General features: G+C 71.1%; 16 protein-coding genes and 1 tRNA gene. 15 read left to right on the forward strand and 2 right to left on the reverse strand.

Going from position 1 to position 17,101, the window contains the following annotated elements; genetic code table 11:
- Window position 1: 1 nt before the first annotated feature.
- The gene (gene acs / locus M3190_RS12595; RefSeq protein ID WP_251582187.1) at window positions 2–1,972 is read right to left on the reverse strand and encodes an acetate--CoA ligase; all 1,971 of its coding nucleotides are present in this window, start codon (window positions 1,970–1,972) and stop codon (window positions 2–4) included.
- Window positions 1,973–2,347: 375 nt separating this feature from the next.
- On the opposite strand from acs, the gene M3190_RS12600 reads away from it, so the two are divergent.
- From M3190_RS12600 to M3190_RS12655, 12 genes are all read left to right on the forward strand, one after another.
- Complete coding sequence (locus M3190_RS12600) at window positions 2,348–3,337, forward strand: TadA family conjugal transfer-associated ATPase (protein ID WP_251582189.1); 990 nt, start codon at window positions 2,348–2,350, stop codon at window positions 3,335–3,337.
- Complete coding sequence (locus M3190_RS12605) at window positions 3,334–4,221, forward strand: type II secretion system F family protein (RefSeq protein WP_251582199.1); 888 nt, start codon at window positions 3,334–3,336, stop codon at window positions 4,219–4,221. Before M3190_RS12600 ends, M3190_RS12605 begins: the two co-directional genes overlap by 4 nt.
- Before the next feature lie 43 nt (window positions 4,222–4,264).
- Window positions 4,265–4,468 (forward strand): DUF4244 domain-containing protein, encoded by a 204-nt coding sequence (locus tag M3190_RS12610; protein WP_251582201.1) that lies wholly within the window; start codon window positions 4,265–4,267, stop codon window positions 4,466–4,468.
- Window positions 4,465–4,803 (forward strand): TadE family type IV pilus minor pilin, encoded by a 339-nt coding sequence (locus M3190_RS12615; RefSeq protein WP_285876361.1) that lies wholly within the window; start codon window positions 4,465–4,467, stop codon window positions 4,801–4,803. Before M3190_RS12610 ends, M3190_RS12615 begins: the two co-directional genes overlap by 4 nt.
- Window positions 4,803–5,129 carry an Rv3654c family TadE-like protein gene (locus M3190_RS12620; RefSeq protein ID WP_251582205.1) on the forward strand — a complete coding sequence of 109 codons (327 nt, stop codon included), beginning with the start codon at window positions 4,803–4,805 and terminating at the stop codon, window positions 5,127–5,129. Before M3190_RS12615 ends, M3190_RS12620 begins: the two co-directional genes overlap by 1 nt.
- Window positions 5,130–5,206: 77 nt before the next feature.
- Window positions 5,207–7,870: a type I DNA topoisomerase gene (topA, locus tag M3190_RS12625; RefSeq protein ID WP_251582207.1), complete on the forward strand. Its 2,664-nt coding sequence runs from the start codon at window positions 5,207–5,209 to the stop codon at window positions 7,868–7,870.
- The gene (gene tmk, locus M3190_RS12630) at window positions 7,867–8,490 is read left to right on the forward strand and encodes a dTMP kinase (protein WP_251582209.1); all 624 of its coding nucleotides are present in this window, start codon (window positions 7,867–7,869) and stop codon (window positions 8,488–8,490) included. Before topA ends, tmk begins: the two co-directional genes overlap by 4 nt.
- A 30-nt stretch (window positions 8,491–8,520) precedes the next feature.
- Window positions 8,521–9,672, forward strand: a complete 1,152-nt coding sequence (locus M3190_RS12635) for a DNA polymerase III subunit delta' (RefSeq protein WP_251582211.1) — start codon at window positions 8,521–8,523, stop codon at window positions 9,670–9,672.
- 59 nt (window positions 9,673–9,731) lie between these two features.
- Window positions 9,732–11,216, forward strand: a complete 1,485-nt coding sequence (locus M3190_RS12640) for an alpha/beta hydrolase (protein ID WP_285876380.1) — start codon at window positions 9,732–9,734, stop codon at window positions 11,214–11,216.
- Window positions 11,217–11,284: 68 nt separating this feature from the next.
- Window positions 11,285–11,360, forward strand: a tRNA-Thr gene (locus tag M3190_RS12645).
- Between the two features lie 17 nt (window positions 11,361–11,377).
- The gene (locus M3190_RS12650; protein ID WP_251582214.1) at window positions 11,378–11,767 is read left to right on the forward strand and encodes a hypothetical protein; all 390 of its coding nucleotides are present in this window, start codon (window positions 11,378–11,380) and stop codon (window positions 11,765–11,767) included.
- A 39-nt stretch (window positions 11,768–11,806) separates the two neighbouring features.
- Window positions 11,807–14,038 (forward strand): MMPL family transporter, encoded by a 2,232-nt coding sequence (locus tag M3190_RS12655; protein ID WP_251582216.1) that lies wholly within the window; start codon window positions 11,807–11,809, stop codon window positions 14,036–14,038.
- 9 nt (window positions 14,039–14,047) lie between these two features.
- On the opposite strand, the gene M3190_RS12660 is transcribed toward M3190_RS12655, so the two are convergent.
- Window positions 14,048–14,434, reverse strand: coding sequence for a DUF3054 domain-containing protein (locus tag M3190_RS12660; RefSeq protein WP_251582218.1), 387 nt, complete (start codon window positions 14,432–14,434; stop codon window positions 14,048–14,050).
- A gap of 71 nt (window positions 14,435–14,505) precedes the next feature.
- On the opposite strand from M3190_RS12660, the gene M3190_RS12665 reads away from it, so the two are divergent.
- The 3 genes from M3190_RS12665 to M3190_RS12675 all read left to right on the forward strand — a co-directional run bounded on the left by M3190_RS12665 (window position 14,506) and on the right by M3190_RS12675 (window position 17,064).
- Window positions 14,506–15,105, forward strand: coding sequence for an isochorismatase family protein (locus M3190_RS12665; protein ID WP_251582220.1), 600 nt, complete (start codon window positions 14,506–14,508; stop codon window positions 15,103–15,105).
- The gene (locus M3190_RS12670) at window positions 15,102–15,797 is read left to right on the forward strand and encodes a DUF2510 domain-containing protein (RefSeq protein ID WP_251582222.1); all 696 of its coding nucleotides are present in this window, start codon (window positions 15,102–15,104) and stop codon (window positions 15,795–15,797) included. The genes M3190_RS12665 and M3190_RS12670 overlap by 4 nt, the downstream gene beginning before the upstream one ends.
- A gap of 79 nt (window positions 15,798–15,876) precedes the next feature.
- Window positions 15,877–17,064 carry a glycosyltransferase gene (locus M3190_RS12675; RefSeq protein WP_251582224.1) on the forward strand — a complete coding sequence of 396 codons (1,188 nt, stop codon included), beginning with the start codon at window positions 15,877–15,879 and terminating at the stop codon, window positions 17,062–17,064.
- The last annotated feature ends 37 nt before the right edge of the window (window positions 17,065–17,101 follow it).

Here is a 17,101-nt window from a genome sequence, read left to right on the forward strand (position 1 = left end):
GCTACTTCTGGGTGACCTGGCCCTTGATCGTCGACATGACCATCGTGTCGGCGAGGGTCGTGGTGTCACCCACCTCGCGCCCCTCCGCCACGTCGCGCAGCAGGCGGCGCATGATCTTGCCGCTGCGGGTCTTGGGCAGTTCCGTGACGATGTAGACGTCGCGCGGCCTCGCGATGGGGCCGATCTGCTCGCCGACCCACGCGCGCAGCTTGTCGACGAGGCCGTCGAGCGAGTTCGCCTTCATGTACGACTCCTTGATGACGCAGAACGCCACCACCGCCTGACCGGTCGTCTCGTCCGACGCGCCCACGACCGCGGCCTCGGCGACGGCTTCGTTCCCGACGAGGGCGGATTCGATCTCGGTCGTCGACAGCCGGTGCCCCGAGACGTTCATGACGTCGTCCACGCGCCCGAGGAACCAGACGTCGCCGTCCTCGTCGAGACGGGCGCCGTCGCCGGCGAAGTAATAGCCGAGGTCGGCGAACTTGTCCCAGTAGGTCTCCTTGAACCGTTCCGGGTCGCCCCAGATGCCGCGCAGCATGCTCGGCCACGGCTCGGTCAGCACGAGGAGGCCCCCGTTGCCGTTGCCGACGACCTGACCCTTCTCGTCGACGACGTCGAGGCTGATCCCCGGGAGCGGCACCTGGGCGCTGCCCGGCTTCGTCTCGGTGACGCCGGGGAGCGCCGACACCATGATCGCGCCGGTCTCGGTCTGCCACCACGTGTCGACGATCGGGGCGGTGTCGCCTCCGATGACGTGCCGGTACCACATCCACGCCTCGGGGTTGATCGGTTCGCCGACGCTGCCGAGCAGACGGAGCGACGACAGGTCGTGCTGCTCCGGGATGCTGCGTCCCAGCTTCATGAACGAGCGGATGGCCGTCGGGGCCGTGTAGAGGATCGTGACGCCGTACTTCGCCACGATCTCCCACCAGCGACCCGGGTGAGGGGTGTCGGGCGTGCCCTCGTAGATCACCTGTGTCGCGCCGTTGGCGAGCGGGCCGTAGGTGACGTAGGTGTGCCCCGTGATCCAGCCGATGTCGGCTGTGCACCAGTAGACGTCGGTCTCGGGGTGGATGTCGTGCACGACCTTGTTCGTGAACGCGGCCTGCGTAAGGTACCCGCCGCTCGTGTGCAGGATGCCCTTCGGCTTCCCGGTCGTCCCGGACGTGTAGAGGATGAAGAGGGGGTTCTCCGCCGGGAACGGCTGGGCGACGTGATCAGCGGATGCCGCCGGCACGAGGTCGTGCCACCACAGGTCGCGCCCGTCCTGCCAGCTCACCTCGTTGTCGGTGCGCTTGACGACGAGGACGTGCTCGACGGTCTCCTGCGGTCCGTGCCCGCGGTCCGCGAGCGCCTGGTCGACGGCGGGCTTCAGCGGTGACACCTTGCCCTTGCGGTAGCCGCCGTCGCTGGTGATGACGAGCTTCGCACCGGCGTCGTCGATGCGCGAGCGCAGACTGTCGGCGGAGAACCCGCCGAAGACCACCGAGTGGATGGCCCCGATGCGGGCGACGGCGAGCATCGAGGCGACCGCCTCGGGGATCATGGGGAGGTAGATGGCGACGCGGTCCCCGGCTTCGACGCCGAGGTCGGTGAGGACGTTCGCCAGGCGCTTCACCTCGTCGGTGAGCTCGGCGTACGTCACGCGGCGCTCGTCTCCGGGCTCGCCCTCCCACAGGAGCGCGACCCGGTCGCCCAGGCCCGCCTCGACGTGGCGGTCGAGGCAGTTGTAGGCGACGTTCAGCTCGCCGTCCTCGAACCAGGTCGCGAACGGGGGCTTCGACCAGTCGAGGTTCTTGGTGAACGGGGTGTGCCAGTGGAGCGCTCGCGCCTGCTCGGCCCAGAACGCCTCACGATCCGCGGCGGCCGCCTCGTAGAGGTCGGCGTGGGCGTTGGCCCGGGCCGCGAACTCGGCGGACGGCCCGAAGCGGCGGGTCTCGGTGAGGAGGTGATCGATCTGGCTGCTCATGCGGCGCTCCTTTGCGTCGGGCCGTCGTGGCCTCGTCCTGCGATGCGGTCACTCTAGGATCGCCGATCATGCAGGACTACCGCCGATAGTGGGGGTGCGGGGCGTCCATCGGGTCTCTGTGAACGTGCACCCCTCCGGTGTGCGTAAGATACTTATCGCCCGAACATCGATTCGGCTTCGCGGCCCCGCTGATCCCCCCTGAAGCGCGGTCGCGTGGGCGGCATCCTTTCCCCCAGAGGATGCCGCCCTTCTTCTTTCTCCGACGGCCCACGCCGCAGGGCCTCGGCTCCTGCACACGTCCGCTCGCCGGCTCGCCCTCCACCGGTGCCGGCCGGCGGTGACGACGCGGACCGCCCCCGGCTTAGCGTCTCGGGCATGCCGCATCCGTTCATCGTCGTTCCGCGTGACAGCTCGGCCCCCGCTGAGCCGCGGCCGGTGCCGAGGCATCCCGTCGTCGCGCCGCTGCGCCGATGGCTCGCGGACCCCGACGTGACGGACGTGTTCGTCAACGGCACGCAGGGACTCTACGTCGACCGTGGCGCAGGGACGGAGCGTGTGCCGACGTGGAGCCTCGACGACGCGGCGGTCCGCGAGCTCGCCGTCGGGCTCATCGCGCTGGGCGGGCGCCACCTCGATGATGCGACGCCGTGCGCGGACGTGCGGTGGGAGCACGGGGTGCGCGTGCACGCCGTCCTCCCGCCGATCGCGTGCACGGGGGCCACCATCTCGATCCGCCTGCCGGGCACCGGGATGGCGGACCTCGATGAGCTCGGTCGACGCGGCACCTTCGACGCGGCGACGGGTTCCCGACTCGAGAGACTCGTCGACGAACGCACGAACATCCTCGTGACCGGAGCCACCGGCGCCGGGAAGACGACCCTGCTCGCTGCCCTGCTCGGCCGGGTGCCGGTGTCGGAGCGGATCATCACGATCGAGGACGTGGCGGAGCTCCGCATCGCCCACCCGCATCACGTGCGCCTGGAGGCGCGGCAGGCGAATCTCGAGGGTGTCGGAGCGATCCCGCTCGGTCGTCTGCTGCGGGAGGCCCTGCGGATGCGGCCCGATCGCCTCGTCGTGGGGGAGTGTCGCGGCGAAGAGATACGCGAGCTGCTGACCGCGCTCAACACAGGTCACGACGGAGGTGCGGGAACCGTCCACGCCAGCGGGGTCGGCGACGTCCCCGCGCGTCTCGAGGCCCTCGGCGCGCTTGCCGGCATGGACGATCGCGCGCTCGCCCGGCAGACCGCCAGCGCGATCGGCGCCGTCGTGCACATCGAACGCGGATCCGACGGTGTGCGCCGCGTGAGCGGGATCGCCCGTCCCGTCGCCCGCGGCGACCGGCTGGGCATGGAGGAGCTGCCGTGAGACGCGGGAGAGGGGCGGATGCCGCGCCCGATGCCGCATCGGTCGCGGCGGTCGTCCAACGCCTCGCCGTCCTGCTGCAGGCGGGTATCGCGCCGACGGCGGCGTGGCGGCACCTCGCGGTGACCGGCGATCCGACCGCCGCGGCGGTGTGCGCGCGGCTCGATGCGGGGGAGACCCCGGCGTCCGCTCTCACCGACCGGGGGGAGGCGTGGCGGCAGATCGCGGTCGCGTGGCAGGTGGCGACCATCGTCGGCGCACCGTTGGCGGTGAGTCTGCGCGGATTGGCTGAGGCGCTGCGCGACGCCCATCAGGCGCGGGACGACGTGCGCACCGCACTCGCCGAGCCCCAGACGACGGCTCGCCTGATCGCGTGGCTGCCTCTCGTGGCACTGGGGCTCGGGGCGGCGCTCGGTTTCGACCCGTTCACGGCCCTCGCCACGCCTGCCGGCGCGGTGTGCCTCGTGGCGGGCGGAGCGTTGATGCTCCTCACGCACCGGTGGACCCGCGCGCTGGTGGCCCGGGCGCAGCCCGGCGACGACATCCCGGGACTCGACGCCGAGGTCATCGCCATCGCACTGTCGGGCGGAGTGTCGATCCCGCGGGCGACCGAAGTCGTCACGGCGACGTCGGGCATCGCTCCCTCCGCCGAGACCGAGACGGTGCTCGCGCTGTCCCGCTCCGCCGGTGCCCCCGCCGTCGAGTTGCTGCGGGCGGATGCCGCGGCCCGCCGTCAGGCGGCGCGGACGGATGGGCGACTGCGTGCCGCCACGCTCTCGGGACGGCTGCTGCTGCCGCTGGGGGTCTGCACCCTCCCGGCGTTCCTGCTGCTCGGTGTCGGACCGATGCTGCTGTCCGTCCTGACGACGACCCCGCTCACCCTGTGAGCGTCCAGACGTGCCCACACCACCACACCCATCGGAGGAGACCATGACACCCCACGACCTGCCCACCCTGACCCGCCGCCGCGCGGCGGAACTGTTCGCCGACGAGACCGGTGCGGCGACCGCCGAGTACGCCATCGCGACGATGGCGGCGGTCGCCTTCGCCGGCCTGCTCGTCATCATCATGCGCTCGGACGAGGTGCGCGGCATCCTCACCGACCTCGTGCGGCGCGCGCTGACCGTCTCATGAGGCGGGACGAGCGGGGGTCTGTCGCGGCGGAGTTCGCCGTGACGGTCCCCGCCGTCGTCCTCGTCATCGTTGTGGCCGTCTCCGCTCTCTCGGTCGGCGGCCGGCAGGTGCGACTCGAACATGCGGCCGCGCAGGCGGCACGCCTGGCGGCCCGCGAAGAGCCCGCCGAGCGCGTCGTCGCGGCAGCGCGTGGGTTGGCCTCCGGATCTCAGGTGCGCAGCCGCCGCGACGGGGACCTCGTGTGCGTCGACCTGACCGCGCCGGCAGGCGTTCCGCTGCCGCTGCCCGCCCTGCGCGCGACCTCCTGCGCGCTGCCTGCCCCGGAGGCCGACTGATGGCGGGTTCCGCGACGACCATCGGAGTCGTGGCCGTCACGGCGACACTCGCGGTCGGGTTCCTCGCGGCCGGCGGCGCTGCGACGGCCGCTGCGCGCGCGGCCGGGGCCGCGGACGCGGCGGCTCTCGCGGCCGCCGACACGGCCTCGGGACTGGTCCCCGGCGAGCCGTGCGCCCGGGCGACGGATGTCGCCTCCCGCGCGGGGGCGACGGTCTCCGCGTGTCGCATCGACGGGCTCATCGTCACCGTCGAGGTCTCGATCGCCGTCGGCCCTCTGGACGCGCGGGCGCGCGCCCGCGCGGGGCCCCCGCCGGACGACGAGTGACGTGCCGCCGCTCGATCGTTCTCAGCGCCCTCTTGACAAGGCGGTGTGTATGGTGTGCAACGAAGAAAGGACGCCACGTGGCACAGGGCAAGAAGCTCGTCATCGTCGAGTCGCCGACGAAGATGCGCTCGATCCAGGGATACCTGGGTGACGGATACGAGGTCATGAGTTCGGTCGGGCACATCCGCGACCTCGCCGACAAGAAGGACATCCCGGCGGATCTGAAGAAGACCTCCGTCGGCAAGTACTCCATCGACATCGAGAACGACTTCACACCTCTCTATGTGGAGAGCGAGCGCGGTAAGAAGACGGTCACCGAGCTCAAGCGAGCCCTGAAGAACGCCGACGAGCTCCTGCTCGCCACCGATGAGGACCGCGAGGGCGAAGCCATCGCGTGGCACCTGCTCGAGACCCTCAAGCCCAAGGTCCCCGTCAAGCGGATGGTCTTCCACGAGATCACGAAGGACGCCATCCAGGCTGCGGTGAAGAACACCCGTGAACTCGACCACGCCCTCGTCGACGCGCAGGAGACCCGGCGCATCCTCGACCGTCTTTACGGCTGGGACGTCTCGGACGTCACCCGGCGCAAGGTCGGTCAGGGCACGAGCGCGGGGCGTGTGCAGTCCGCAGCGACCCGCATGGTCGTGGAGCGTGAGCGCGAGCGCATGGCGTTCGTCTCCGCGTCCTACTGGGACGTCGACTCCACCGCGGTCAAGGGTGCCGATGCCTTCGCGATCCGCCTCGCTCGACTCGACGGGGCGCCACTGGCTCGCGGTACGGACTTCGACGACACCGGCGCGCTGAAGAAGGCCGTCGTCGTCCTCAGCGAGGAGCAGGCGCGCGACCTGGCGGCTGCGCTCGAGGCGTCGGGCGCGGCATCCGTCGTCAGTGTCGAGGCCAAGCCCGGCACACGCAGCCCCAAGCCCCCGTTCACGACGTCGACCCTCCAGCAGGAGGCTGGTCGCAAGCTCTCGATGAGCGCCAAGCACGCCATGGGCGTCGCGCAGCGGCTCTACGAGAAGGGCTACATCACCTACATGCGCACCGACTCGACCGCGCTGTCGGCGCAGGCGGTCACGGCGGCGCGCACGCAGGCGGTCGCGCTGTACGGCGACAAGGCCGTCCCCGCCAACCCCCGCAGCTACCGCAACAACGCGAAGAACGCGCAGGAGGCGCACGAGGCGATCCGTCCCTCGGGCGAGCACTTCCGCACGCCCAAGGAGGTCACCTCCGGCCTCGATCGCGATGAGCTGCGCCTCTACGAGCTGATCTGGATGCGCACCGTCGCGAGCCAGATGGCCGACGCCAAGTACGAGACCACGACCGTCACGATCGACGCGGATGCCGCCGGTCGCACCGCGACCTTCACCGCGTCCGGCACCGTCTACACCTTCAAGGGCTTCCTCGACGCGTACGAGGAGGGGCGCGACGAGAAGCGCCACGACAACGACCGCACCGACGACCAGTCGCTGCCCGCGCTCGCGGTCGGTGACGCCCTCCGGCTCACCGACGTGGAGCCGAAGGGGCACGCCACGAGCCCCAAGCCCCGCTACACCGAGGCGTCGCTCGTCAAAGCGCTCGAGGAGCGCGGCATCGGCCGTCCGTCGACCTTCGCCAGCATCATCGACGTCATCCTCGACCGCGGCTACGTGTCCAAGCGGGGCCAGGCGCTCGTCCCGAGCTGGCTCGCCTTCAGCATCGTGCGTCTGCTCGAAGAGCACTTCGCCGACCTCGTCGACTACGACTTCACCGCCGCCCTCGAGGACGATCTCGACGCCATCGCGCGCGGCGAGCAGAACCGGGCCGCCTGGCTGCGCGAGTTCTACTTCGGGTCTCAGGACCACGTGGGCCTGCGCAACATCGTCGACAACCTCGGCGACATCGACGCCCGCGAGATCAACTCGACCAGGATCGGCGACGTCGCGGTGCTCCGCTTCGGCCGGTACGGTCCCTACCTCGAGGTCCCCGGCGATGACCCCGAGGCGCCGCGCCGGATCAACGTGCCCGACGACCTCGCGCCCGACGAGCTCACGCCGGAGAAGGCGCGCGAGCTGATCGACGCTCCGGTCGGCGGCGACCGCGTGCTCGGCCAGAATCCCGAGAACGGCCGCGACGTCGTGATCAAGGACGGTCGCTTCGGTCCTTACCTCGAAGAAGTGCTGCCCGAGGAGGACGCACCGGCCGAGGAGGTCAAGCCCAAGCGCGGCGCGAAGAAGGCCCCGGCACCCAAGCCCAAGCGCGCGTCGCTGTTCAAGAGCATGTCGCCCGAGACGATCGACCTCGAGACCGCGCTGAAGCTCCTGTCGCTGCCGCGCGAAGTCGGTGTCGACCCCGAGTCCGGCGCCGTCATCACGGCGCAGAACGGCCCCTACGGTCCCTACATCAAGAAGGGCACCGATTCGCGCAGCATCGCGAGCGAGGACATGATCTTCGACATCACCCTCGAGCAGGCGCTCGAGATCTACTCGCAGCCGAAGTACGCGAACCGCGCCGCGACCTCGCTCAAGGAGTTCGAGGCCGATCCGGTCAGCGGCAAGCCGATCCGGATCAAGGACGGCCGCTTCGGCGCGTACGTCACCGACGGCACGACGAATGTGACGATCCCGCGGGGGCAGACGCCCGACGACATCACCTTCGAGGTCGCCGTGCAGATGCTCGCGGACAAGCGGGCCAAGGGGCCGGCGCCCAAGCGCACCACACGCAAGCCCGCGGCGCGCAAGCCGGCGGCGAAGAAGAAGTGACCTCCGGGCTCTGGATCACCCTCGAAGGCGGTGACGGCTCGGGCAAGACGACGCAGGCGGCGCTCCTGGAGCAGTGGCTCCAGGAGCAGGGCCGTCGGGTCGTGCGCACGCGCGAGCCCGGCGGCACGGAGGTGGGCGTCCTGATCCGGGACATCGTCCTCCATCACCGCGGCGACATCGCCCCGCGCGCCGAGGCGCTGCTGTACGCGGCCGACCGTGCGCATCACGTCGCCACGCTCGTCCGCCCCGCGATCGCCCGCGGCGACGTCGTCATCCAGGATCGCTACCTCGACAGCTCGGTCGCCTACCAGGGTGCCGGGCGGGTGCTCGACGGCGACCAGATCCGCGACCTCTCGCTGTGGGCGACCGAGGATGCCCTCCCGGACGTCACCGTGCTGCTGGACGTCGATCCGGCGACCGCCCGCGAGCGGCTGGATGCGGCCGACAAGCCGTTCGACCGGCTCGAGGCCGAGAAGAGCGCGTTCCATGAGAGGGTGCGGACCGCATTCCTCATGCTGGCGGATGCCGAGCCCCAGCGCTTCCTCGTCGTCGACGCGACCCAGCCCGTCGAGGTGATCGCCGAGGCGATCCGTGCGCGCGTGGCGCAGCGGCTGTCCTGACCGTCGCCCGCACCTCGTAGGCTGAACGGCATGACCGCCACCACCGACACGCTCCCCTGGGGCGAGGTCTGGGGGCAGGACGACGCCGTTGCGCAGCTGCGCGCCGCGGCATCCGATCCGGCTCAGCTGGCGCACGCATGGCTCATCACCGGCCCTCCCGGGTCGGGGCGGTCGACCCTCGCGTACGCCTTCGCTGCGGCGCTCATCGCCGAGCCGGGCGACGAGAACGCCATGCGCCAGGTCATGGCGCGGACGCATCCCGACCTCGCCGCGCTTCGGACGGAGGGTGTCATCATCTCGATCAAGGAGGCGCGCTCCCTCGTGGAGCGCTCGTACTTCTCGCCGTCGCTCGGTCGCTACCGGGTCATGGTGATGGAGGACGCCGATCGCATGGTCGAGCGCACGAGCAACGTCCTCCTCAAGGCGCTCGAGGAGCCGCCGGAGCAGACCGTGTGGATCCTCTGCGCGCCCAGCGACGCCGATCTGCTCCCGACCATCCGCTCGCGGGTGCGCATCCTCCGACTCCGCGAGCCGGACGTCGCCGACGTCGCGCGTCTCATTGTTCAGCGCACGGGTGTCGATGAGGCCGTGGCCGAGCAGTCCGCGCGGCTCGCGCAGCGCCACATCGGCATGGCGCAGCGATTGGCGACGGATGCCGCATCCCGTCAGCGCCGCGACCGCACGCTCCGCGCGGTCCTCGGTGTGCGCGGTGTCGGCGATGCGGTGGAGGTGGCGGCCACGATCGTGCAGTCCGCCACCGACGATGCCAAGGCGCTGACGGCGGAGCGCGACGAGAGCGAGCGCGAGGCCCTTCTGCGCACGCTCGGCGTCGCTCCCGGGGGAGCCGTCCCGCCCGCCGTGCGCAGCCAGGTCAGCGCCCTCGAGGACGAGCAGAAGCGGCGAGCGACCCGCAGCCTCCGGGACGGGATCGACCGCGTCCTGACCGACCTCGAGTCGCTGTATCGCGACACGCTCATGCGCCAGTTCGGCCGCGAGACCGATCTCATCAACCGCGAGCTCACAGCCGAGATCGACGCCCTCGCTGCGGCGTGGACGCCGCAGCACACCCTGACCGTTCTCGACGCCATCGCCCTCACGCGCACCAACCTCCAGGGAAACGCGGCGCCCGCTCTCGCTCTGGAGAGCATGCTCATCACGGTGGCGACGGGGCGCACGGCGTGATCCGCTCCGTTTCCCGGCGCGCGGCCGCGATCGTGGTGGCCGCAGGTCTCGCGGTGGCGATGCTCGCCGGGTGCGCCCCGAAGACGCCCGTCGCGCCCGATCGCACGCCCGTCGTCTCGGGAGCGCCCGCAGGCTTCGAGAACTACTACGGCCAGGACGTCGACTGGCAGGAATGCACCGGCTTCGACGACGGCGACTACTTCTGCGGCACCGTCACGGCTCCTCGCGACTGGACCGATCCGGACGGCGGCGATCTGGATCTCGCTCTCATCGTGCGCGTCGCCTCCGGCGGCGAGTCGAAGGGGTCGCTCTTCGTGAACCCCGGCGGGCCGGGCGCCAGCGGCGTCGACCTCGTCTTACAGTCGGCCGGTTTCGCCGTCGGCCAGGACCTGCTCGAGTCGTACGACGTCGTCGGATTCGATCCGCGCGGGGTGGGGCGCTCGACGGCGGTGCGCTGCCTCGACGCCGCGGCGATGGACCGCTACCTCTTCGACATCCCCGCGGCGCCGCGGGGCACGCCCGAGCGGGCCGCCGAGCAGAGCCGGTCGGCGTCGGCGTTCGCCCGCGCCTGCGAGAAGAACAGCGGCGGCATCCTGCCCTTCGTCACCACCGAGAACGCGGCGCGCGACCTCGACCTCATGCGCGGCGTCCTGGGCGACGAGAAGCTCGCATATCTCGGCTACTCGTACGGGTCCTTCCTCGGCGCGTCGTACGCGGAACTCTTCCCGGAGAACGTCGGTCGGATCGTCCTCGACGGCGGGCTCGATCCGTCCATCCCCGGCGCGATCGTGGGGGCGCGCCAAGCGGCGGGCTTCCAGTCGGCGCTGGGCGCCTTCCTGACGTCGTGCCTCGAGGGATCCGACTGCCCGTTCACCGGTTCGCGCGACGACGCGCAGAGTCAGGTCGACGACGCGCTGGCCGCGGTGGACGCGTCGCCCCTCCCGGCTACCGACGGTCGGATGCTGGGTGCTGACGCCCTGGTGATGGGCATCGTCTCCGCGCTGTACAGCGAGGGATCGTGGTCGACGCTCTCGTCCGCTCTCACCGGCGTCCTCGAGGGCGACCCCGACGAGATGTTCGAGCTCGTCGATCGGTACTACAACCGCTACGACGGGGCCTACCTCGACAACTCGACCGAGGCGTTCTCGGCCTACAACTGCATGGACTATCCGGCCGACTCCGCGGATGTCGAGGCGGAGGCGGAGGCAGCGGTCGCCCAGGACGCCCCGACCTTCGCGCCCTATTGGAGCTCGGACGTCGACCTCTGCGACGAATGGCCCTACCCCCCCACGGGCACCCGGGACGAGATCCACGCCGACGGTGCGGCCCCCATCCTCGTGATCGGGACGACGAACGACCCCGCGACCCCGTACGAGTGGTCGGCGGCGCTGGCGGAGCAGCTGAGTTCCGGCATCCTGCTGACGCGGGTGGGGGAGGGGCACACGGGCTTCAACAAGGGGAACGCCTGCATCGACGACACGGTGGTCGCGTATTTCGAGGACGGCGCCGTGCCCACGGGCGACGTCCGGTGCGAGGCGGGATGAGGGCCGCGTTCGCACCATCCCCTCGGACCCTGTAGGATCGATGATCGTGCAACGCGCGAGCGAAGCGCGCCACCTTAGCTCAGACGGCAGAGCGATTCACTCGTAATGAATAGGTCAAGGGTTCGATTCCCTTAGGTGGCTCCAGAACAGAGGACACACGGGTGGCACAGGCCCTGGATGCGATTCTCGAGATCTTCTCGTGGGTGGGCTTCGGGGCTGCGGTCGTCTTCGGGGTCGCCGCGATCGTCGTGTGGGCCTCCGACGGCAGTTGGCTCCCGGCCGAGGCGTATCTCGACGAGGACGGCCGGGCTCTCCGGTGGATCGACGATGCGGGTGAGGTGAACGCCGCCGACCTGGCCGAGCATGATCGCGACCACCTCGGCGCGGGCGGCACGGCGCCGATCTGGTATCGCCACGGCTGGCGGGACCGCATGAGGTTCACGAAGCGTCCGCCCGCCTTGCGGATGCTGGTCGGTCTCGCGATCGGCGGCGGCGTGCTCGGGATCGTGTCCACGATCGCGTCCGTCGTCGTCTTCTTCGTCCGCCAATGAGGATTGTTGTAAAAGCGTATATCTAGATAAGCTAGGTATATGTCCTCTGCATCGACGCCTTCACGCTGGCTGCGCATCGCGCTCCCGCTCGTCCTCGTCGTCATCTGGCTGGCCGGTGGATCCATCGGCGGACCCTACTTCGGCAAGGTCGAGGAGGTCTCGACGAACGACCAGTCGAGTTTCCTGCCGCAGAGCGCCGAGTCGACGCAGGTTCAGGAGCGACTCGACGACTTCCTCGGCGGTGACGCGATCCCGGCTCTCGTCGTCTTCGAGGGGACGGGCAAGATCGACGCCGCGGATCTCGACGAGGTGCAGGCGGTCGCTGACGAGGTGGGCGCGCTCGAGGGGGTGCTCGAGGTGTCGCCGGCCATCCCGTCCGAGGACGGCGAGGCGGCGCAGGTCGTCGTCTCGATCGACGCCGCAGCGGAGGTGACGGACGTCGTCGGCGAGGTCCGCGAGCTCGTCGCAGCGGACGGTCCCGCCTCCCTCGAGGCCTGGGTGACCGGACCCGCCGGCTTCACGGCCGACCTGGCGACCGGGTTCACCGGCATCGACGGGCTGCTCCTGCTCGTGGCGCTCGGCGCCGTGTTCGTCATCCTCGTCGTCGTGTACCGATCTCCGCTGCTGCCGATCCTCGTGCTGCTGACGTCGGTGTTCGCCCTCTGCGTCGCCCTCTTGAGCGTGTGGTGGCTCGCGAAGGCCGAGATCGTCGTCCTCAACGGCCAGGTTCAGGGGATCCTGTTCATCCTCGTCATCGGTGCCGCCACCGACTACGCACTGCTCTATGTCGCGCGTTTCCGTGAGGCGATCGGGGAGGGGCGGCGCAGGTGGGACGCCGCGACCTCCGCCTGGAAGGGGTCTGTCGAACCCATCCTGGCCTCCGGCGGCACCGTCATCGCCGGTCTGCTGTGTCTCCTGCTCAGCGACCTCGCGAGCAACCGTGCCCTCGGCCCCATCGCCTCGATCGGCATCGCCTTCGCGATACTGTCCGCCTTGACCTTCCTTCCGGCCCTCCTCGCTCTCGTCGGCCGTGCGGCGTTCTGGCCGTTCATCCCGAAGGCCGGCATGACCGATCTGCCCGCCGACCTGACGCAGCCGACCCGAGGCCTGTGGGCGAAGCTCGCGCGTTTCGTCGCGCGGCGCGCGCGGATCGTATGGATCCTCTCGACGGTCGTCCTCCTGGCGGCATCGGTCGGGGTCACTCAGCTGAAGGCCGACGGTGTGCCAGCCAGCGAGCTCGTGCTCGGGCAGTCGCAGGCGCGTGACGGCGGGGTCGTGCTCGCCGAGCACTTCCCGGCGGGGTCCGGCAGCCCGCTCTACGTGATCGTCGCGGAGGGCGACGCGCCCGCAGCCGCTGAGCTCATCGGTGCACAGGGCGGGGTGGACTCGGTCGGCGTCGTCGCCGCGGACACCCCCTCGGGGCAGGCCGCCGTCAGCGTCGAGGACGGCGAGCTCGTGCTTGCGCCGCAGGGCCCTCCCGGGACCCCCGCTCCGGAGCCGACCGTGGACGGCGGTGACGTGATGCTCGTGGCGACCCTGTCGGACGCAGCCGATTCGCTCGAGGCCGAGCAGACGGTGCGTGACCTGCGCATTGCGCTCACCGAGGCGCCGTTCGACGGGATCGTCGGCGGGACGACCGCGGTGGACCTCGACACGAACGACACGTCGATCCGCGACCGGACGGTGATCATCCCGGTGATCCTGGCCGTCGTGCTGCTGATCCTCATGCTGCTGCTGCGCTCGATCCTCGCCCCGGTGCTGCTGATCCTGAGCGTCATCGTGTCGTTCGCGGCGGCGCTGGGCGTCAGTGCGCTCGTGTTCAACGACGTCTTCGGATTCCCGGGCGGCGACCCCGCCGTCCCGCTCTACGGCTTCGTCTTCCTGGTCGCCCTCGGCATCGACTACAACATCTTCCTCATGTCGCGGGTGCGGGAGGAGTCGCTCGCGCACGGGACGCGCCGCGGCATCCTCCGCGGGCTCGTGGCGACCGGCGGGGTCATCACATCGGCGGGTCTCGTGCTCGCGGCGACGTTCGCGGCACTGGGCGTGATCCAGATCCTCTTCCTCGTCCAGCTGGCGTTCATCGTGGCGTTCGGTGTGCTGCTCGACACGTTCATCGTGCGGTCGCTGCTCGTACCGGCCCTCGCATACGACATCGGGCGGAGCATCTGGTGGCCCTCGAGGCTGTCCCGGATGGACCGGGACGGGACGCAGCCCGCGCCGCCCGGGGAGATGACGCGGGCCGCGTACCGGCGGACTCTCGACGCGTGAGGCGCGCGGTCAGTCGGTCGCGCGGCGTCGGCTGATCAGCGCCGCGACGACGCGCCACCCGACCAGCATGAGCAGCAGCACGGATGCCGCGACGATCACGAAGGCGACCTGCACGCCCTGACCGGACAGCGCGCGCAGGATCATCCCGCCCGCCACCGTCACGGCCCACACCGGGAATCCGGTGCGGAGGATCGCGCGCGGCGCCTGCCACCCGAGGCAGAGGAGCCATCCGGTGACGAGCGCGGCGAGGAACGGGCCCGCCGTCGTGGCGAGACCCGCGAAGGGCGCCTCGGAGTGACTCGCGCGTCCGATCGCGGCGAACACGACGACGAGGACGGCGTCCAGTCCGAAGGCCCCGAGGATGCCCAAGGTCGGGTGCCGGACGGGTGTGGCCATGCCGCCAGCGTAGCCGCGCCGACCGCGACGCGGAGATGCCACCGGGCCCCGTCCCGTCGTACTCTCGACACATGACCCGAGCGCTGTTCATCGTCGATGTGCAGAACGACTTCACCGAGCACGGCGCGCTGGCCGTCGAGGGTGGCGACGCGGTCGCCGTGGCGATCACGTCGTACCTCGCCGCCCACGCCACCGACTACGACCTCATCGTCGCGTCCCGCGACTGGCACGACGGCGAGGGTGACAACGGGGGACACTTCTCCGCCGAGCCCGACTACGTCGACTCCTGGCCTGTCCACTGCGTCGCCGGCACACCCGGAGCCGACTACGACCCCGGCCTGGACACCAGCGCGGTCACCCATCACGTCACGAAGGGGCAGGGCAAGCCCGCCTACTCGCTCTTCGAAGGGGTGACGGATGCCGGCGAGACGGTCGCCGACCTGTTGACGGCGCACGGCGTGGTCGACGTCGACGTGACCGGCATCGCCACGGACCACTGCGTCCGGGCATCCGCTCTGGACGCGATCGCCCACGGCCGCCGGGTGCGGATCCTCACCGACCTCATCGCCGGGGTCGCCCCCGCTCCGAGCGAGGCGGCGCTCGCCGAACTCGCCCACGCCGGTGCCGAGCTCGCCTCGTCGACGGACACCGCCGACGGACGCGACCGGTGAGCCGGCAGGCGCCCGCGGGCTGGTACCCCGATCCTGGCGAACCCGACCAGCTGCGCTGGTGGGACGGCACAGACTGGGCGAGCGATACGGTCGCCCCGCGGACACCGGTCGCCGTGGATGAAGCCGCGCCACCACCGTCCCGTGCGGCCGCTCCGGCTGCGGCGCCTGCCGCTCCCGCGGCCCCGGCGGAAGCACCCGCTCCTGCGCAGGCGCCCGCTCCGACGGCGACCCCCCGGCCGGGCACCGCATGGATCTGGGCGGCGATCGTGGCATCCGCTCTGCCCCTGTACACCGGATCCCTCGTCGACGGGGAAGCGGTGGCGCGCCTGCTCGGGCAGGCGTCGACGGCCCTGACGCCGGCCGGCTGGATCGTGGCGGGATTGAGTCTGCTGCTCATCGTCGACCTGATCCTCGTCGCGCTCGCCGTGCTCTTCGCCCGGCTCGATCATCGAGCGCTCCGTCGCCGCGGCATCGCCTCGCCGTTCGGTTGGGGGTGGGCGACCCTCGCCTTCGTGGTCACTCTCGGGGTCTACGTCGTCGGGCGCACGTTCGTCGTCCACCGTGCGACGGGGCGTGGGATCGCGCCGTTCTGGGGATGGCTCATCGCCACGATCCTCGGGCTGGTCGTGTTCACCGCCTGGATCGTGGGCTTCTCCGACGCCGCGTGGGAGACGGTCACCACCGCGCGCTGACGGATCCGGGCGGGCGATCTTCACGCGATGGTCACCTCCGGTTCATCGCCCCGGCGCGGCCCCGCCCGAGCATGGGGGAATGACCGGTCCTCGCGTCCTCTCCCTGTACGAAGGCCTCTTCTCGGGCGGTGCCCGAGTCCTCCACACGAACGTCGTGACCCAGCTGCATGCGGGCGGCTCGCACGAGCACGCCGTGCTGTCGCTCGCCTCGCGGGCCCGCCGCGAGGGTGCGGTCCAGCACATCGCCGACGACCCGCGCTACCGGTGGCTGCGCGAGGCGGGCATCGACGTCACCGACCTGGGACGCGAAGCCGGTGCGCTGCCCCCGGAGCCGGACGACTTCACCGACGCTGAGCTCGACGTCGCGGCGCGGGAGGTCGCCCGCGCCGACGTCATCCTCACGCTCAAGGAGCAGCCCCTCGGACTGCTCCTCGCGCTCGAGGCGCGCGGCCTGCTCCCCGACATCCCGATCGCCGCGTGCCTGCACCGCTCGGATCCGACCCACTCGGGCGCCGCCGCACGGTGGATGGGGGAGCTGGCGGCGTCCGGTCGCCTCACCACGACCATCGCGTGTGCGGAGTCCACGAGTGACGCCTATGCGCGGTACCTGCCGCCGTCGACCGCACGCGTCGTGATCCCGAACGGGATCGACCTCGCACGGTACCGCCCCAAGCCCCACGAGCGGATGCCGCTGCGCGCCCAGCTGGGAATCGCGCCGTCCGCGCCCGTCGTCCTCTTCGCCGCGCGATTCGATGCGATGAAGGACCCGGGTCTGTTCCTCCGGGCCGTCGCCGCGCACGCGCAGCGCGACACCCGCACGCAGTACGTCCTCTGCGGCGCCGGCATGACGGCGGACAACGAGGCGCTCACCGCCGAGATCGCGGAGGCCGGTGCGCCCGCCGGACGCCTCCACCGGCTGGGGATCCGAAACGACATGCCGCGTGTCTACCGCGGCGCCGACGTCGTGGCGCTGACGAGCGCGTTCGGCGAGGCGTCGCCCCTGTGCCTCATCGAGGGCGCCGCCAGTGGCGCGACCCCGGTCACGACAGCGGTGGGCGATTCCGCGCAGGTCGTGGCCGGCATGGGACTGGTCACACCGCACGATCCGCACGCGATCGCCGCCGCGTGGGCCAAGGTCATCGCCCACCGGCCGGCCTACCGGGCCGCGGCGCTCGCAGCGCGCCCGCGGCTGGGGGCGGACCGCATGCTCGACGCCTACCGCGGTGTCATCGACGGGCTCGCGGCGCGCCGCGAGGCTGCTGCCTGACCGCGCACCGTCACACATCGACGGCGGGGTGTCAACC

Source organism: Microbacterium oleivorans (genome assembly GCF_023715745.1).
Lineage (GTDB): Bacteria > Actinomycetota > Actinomycetes > Actinomycetales > Microbacteriaceae > Microbacterium > Microbacterium oleivorans_D.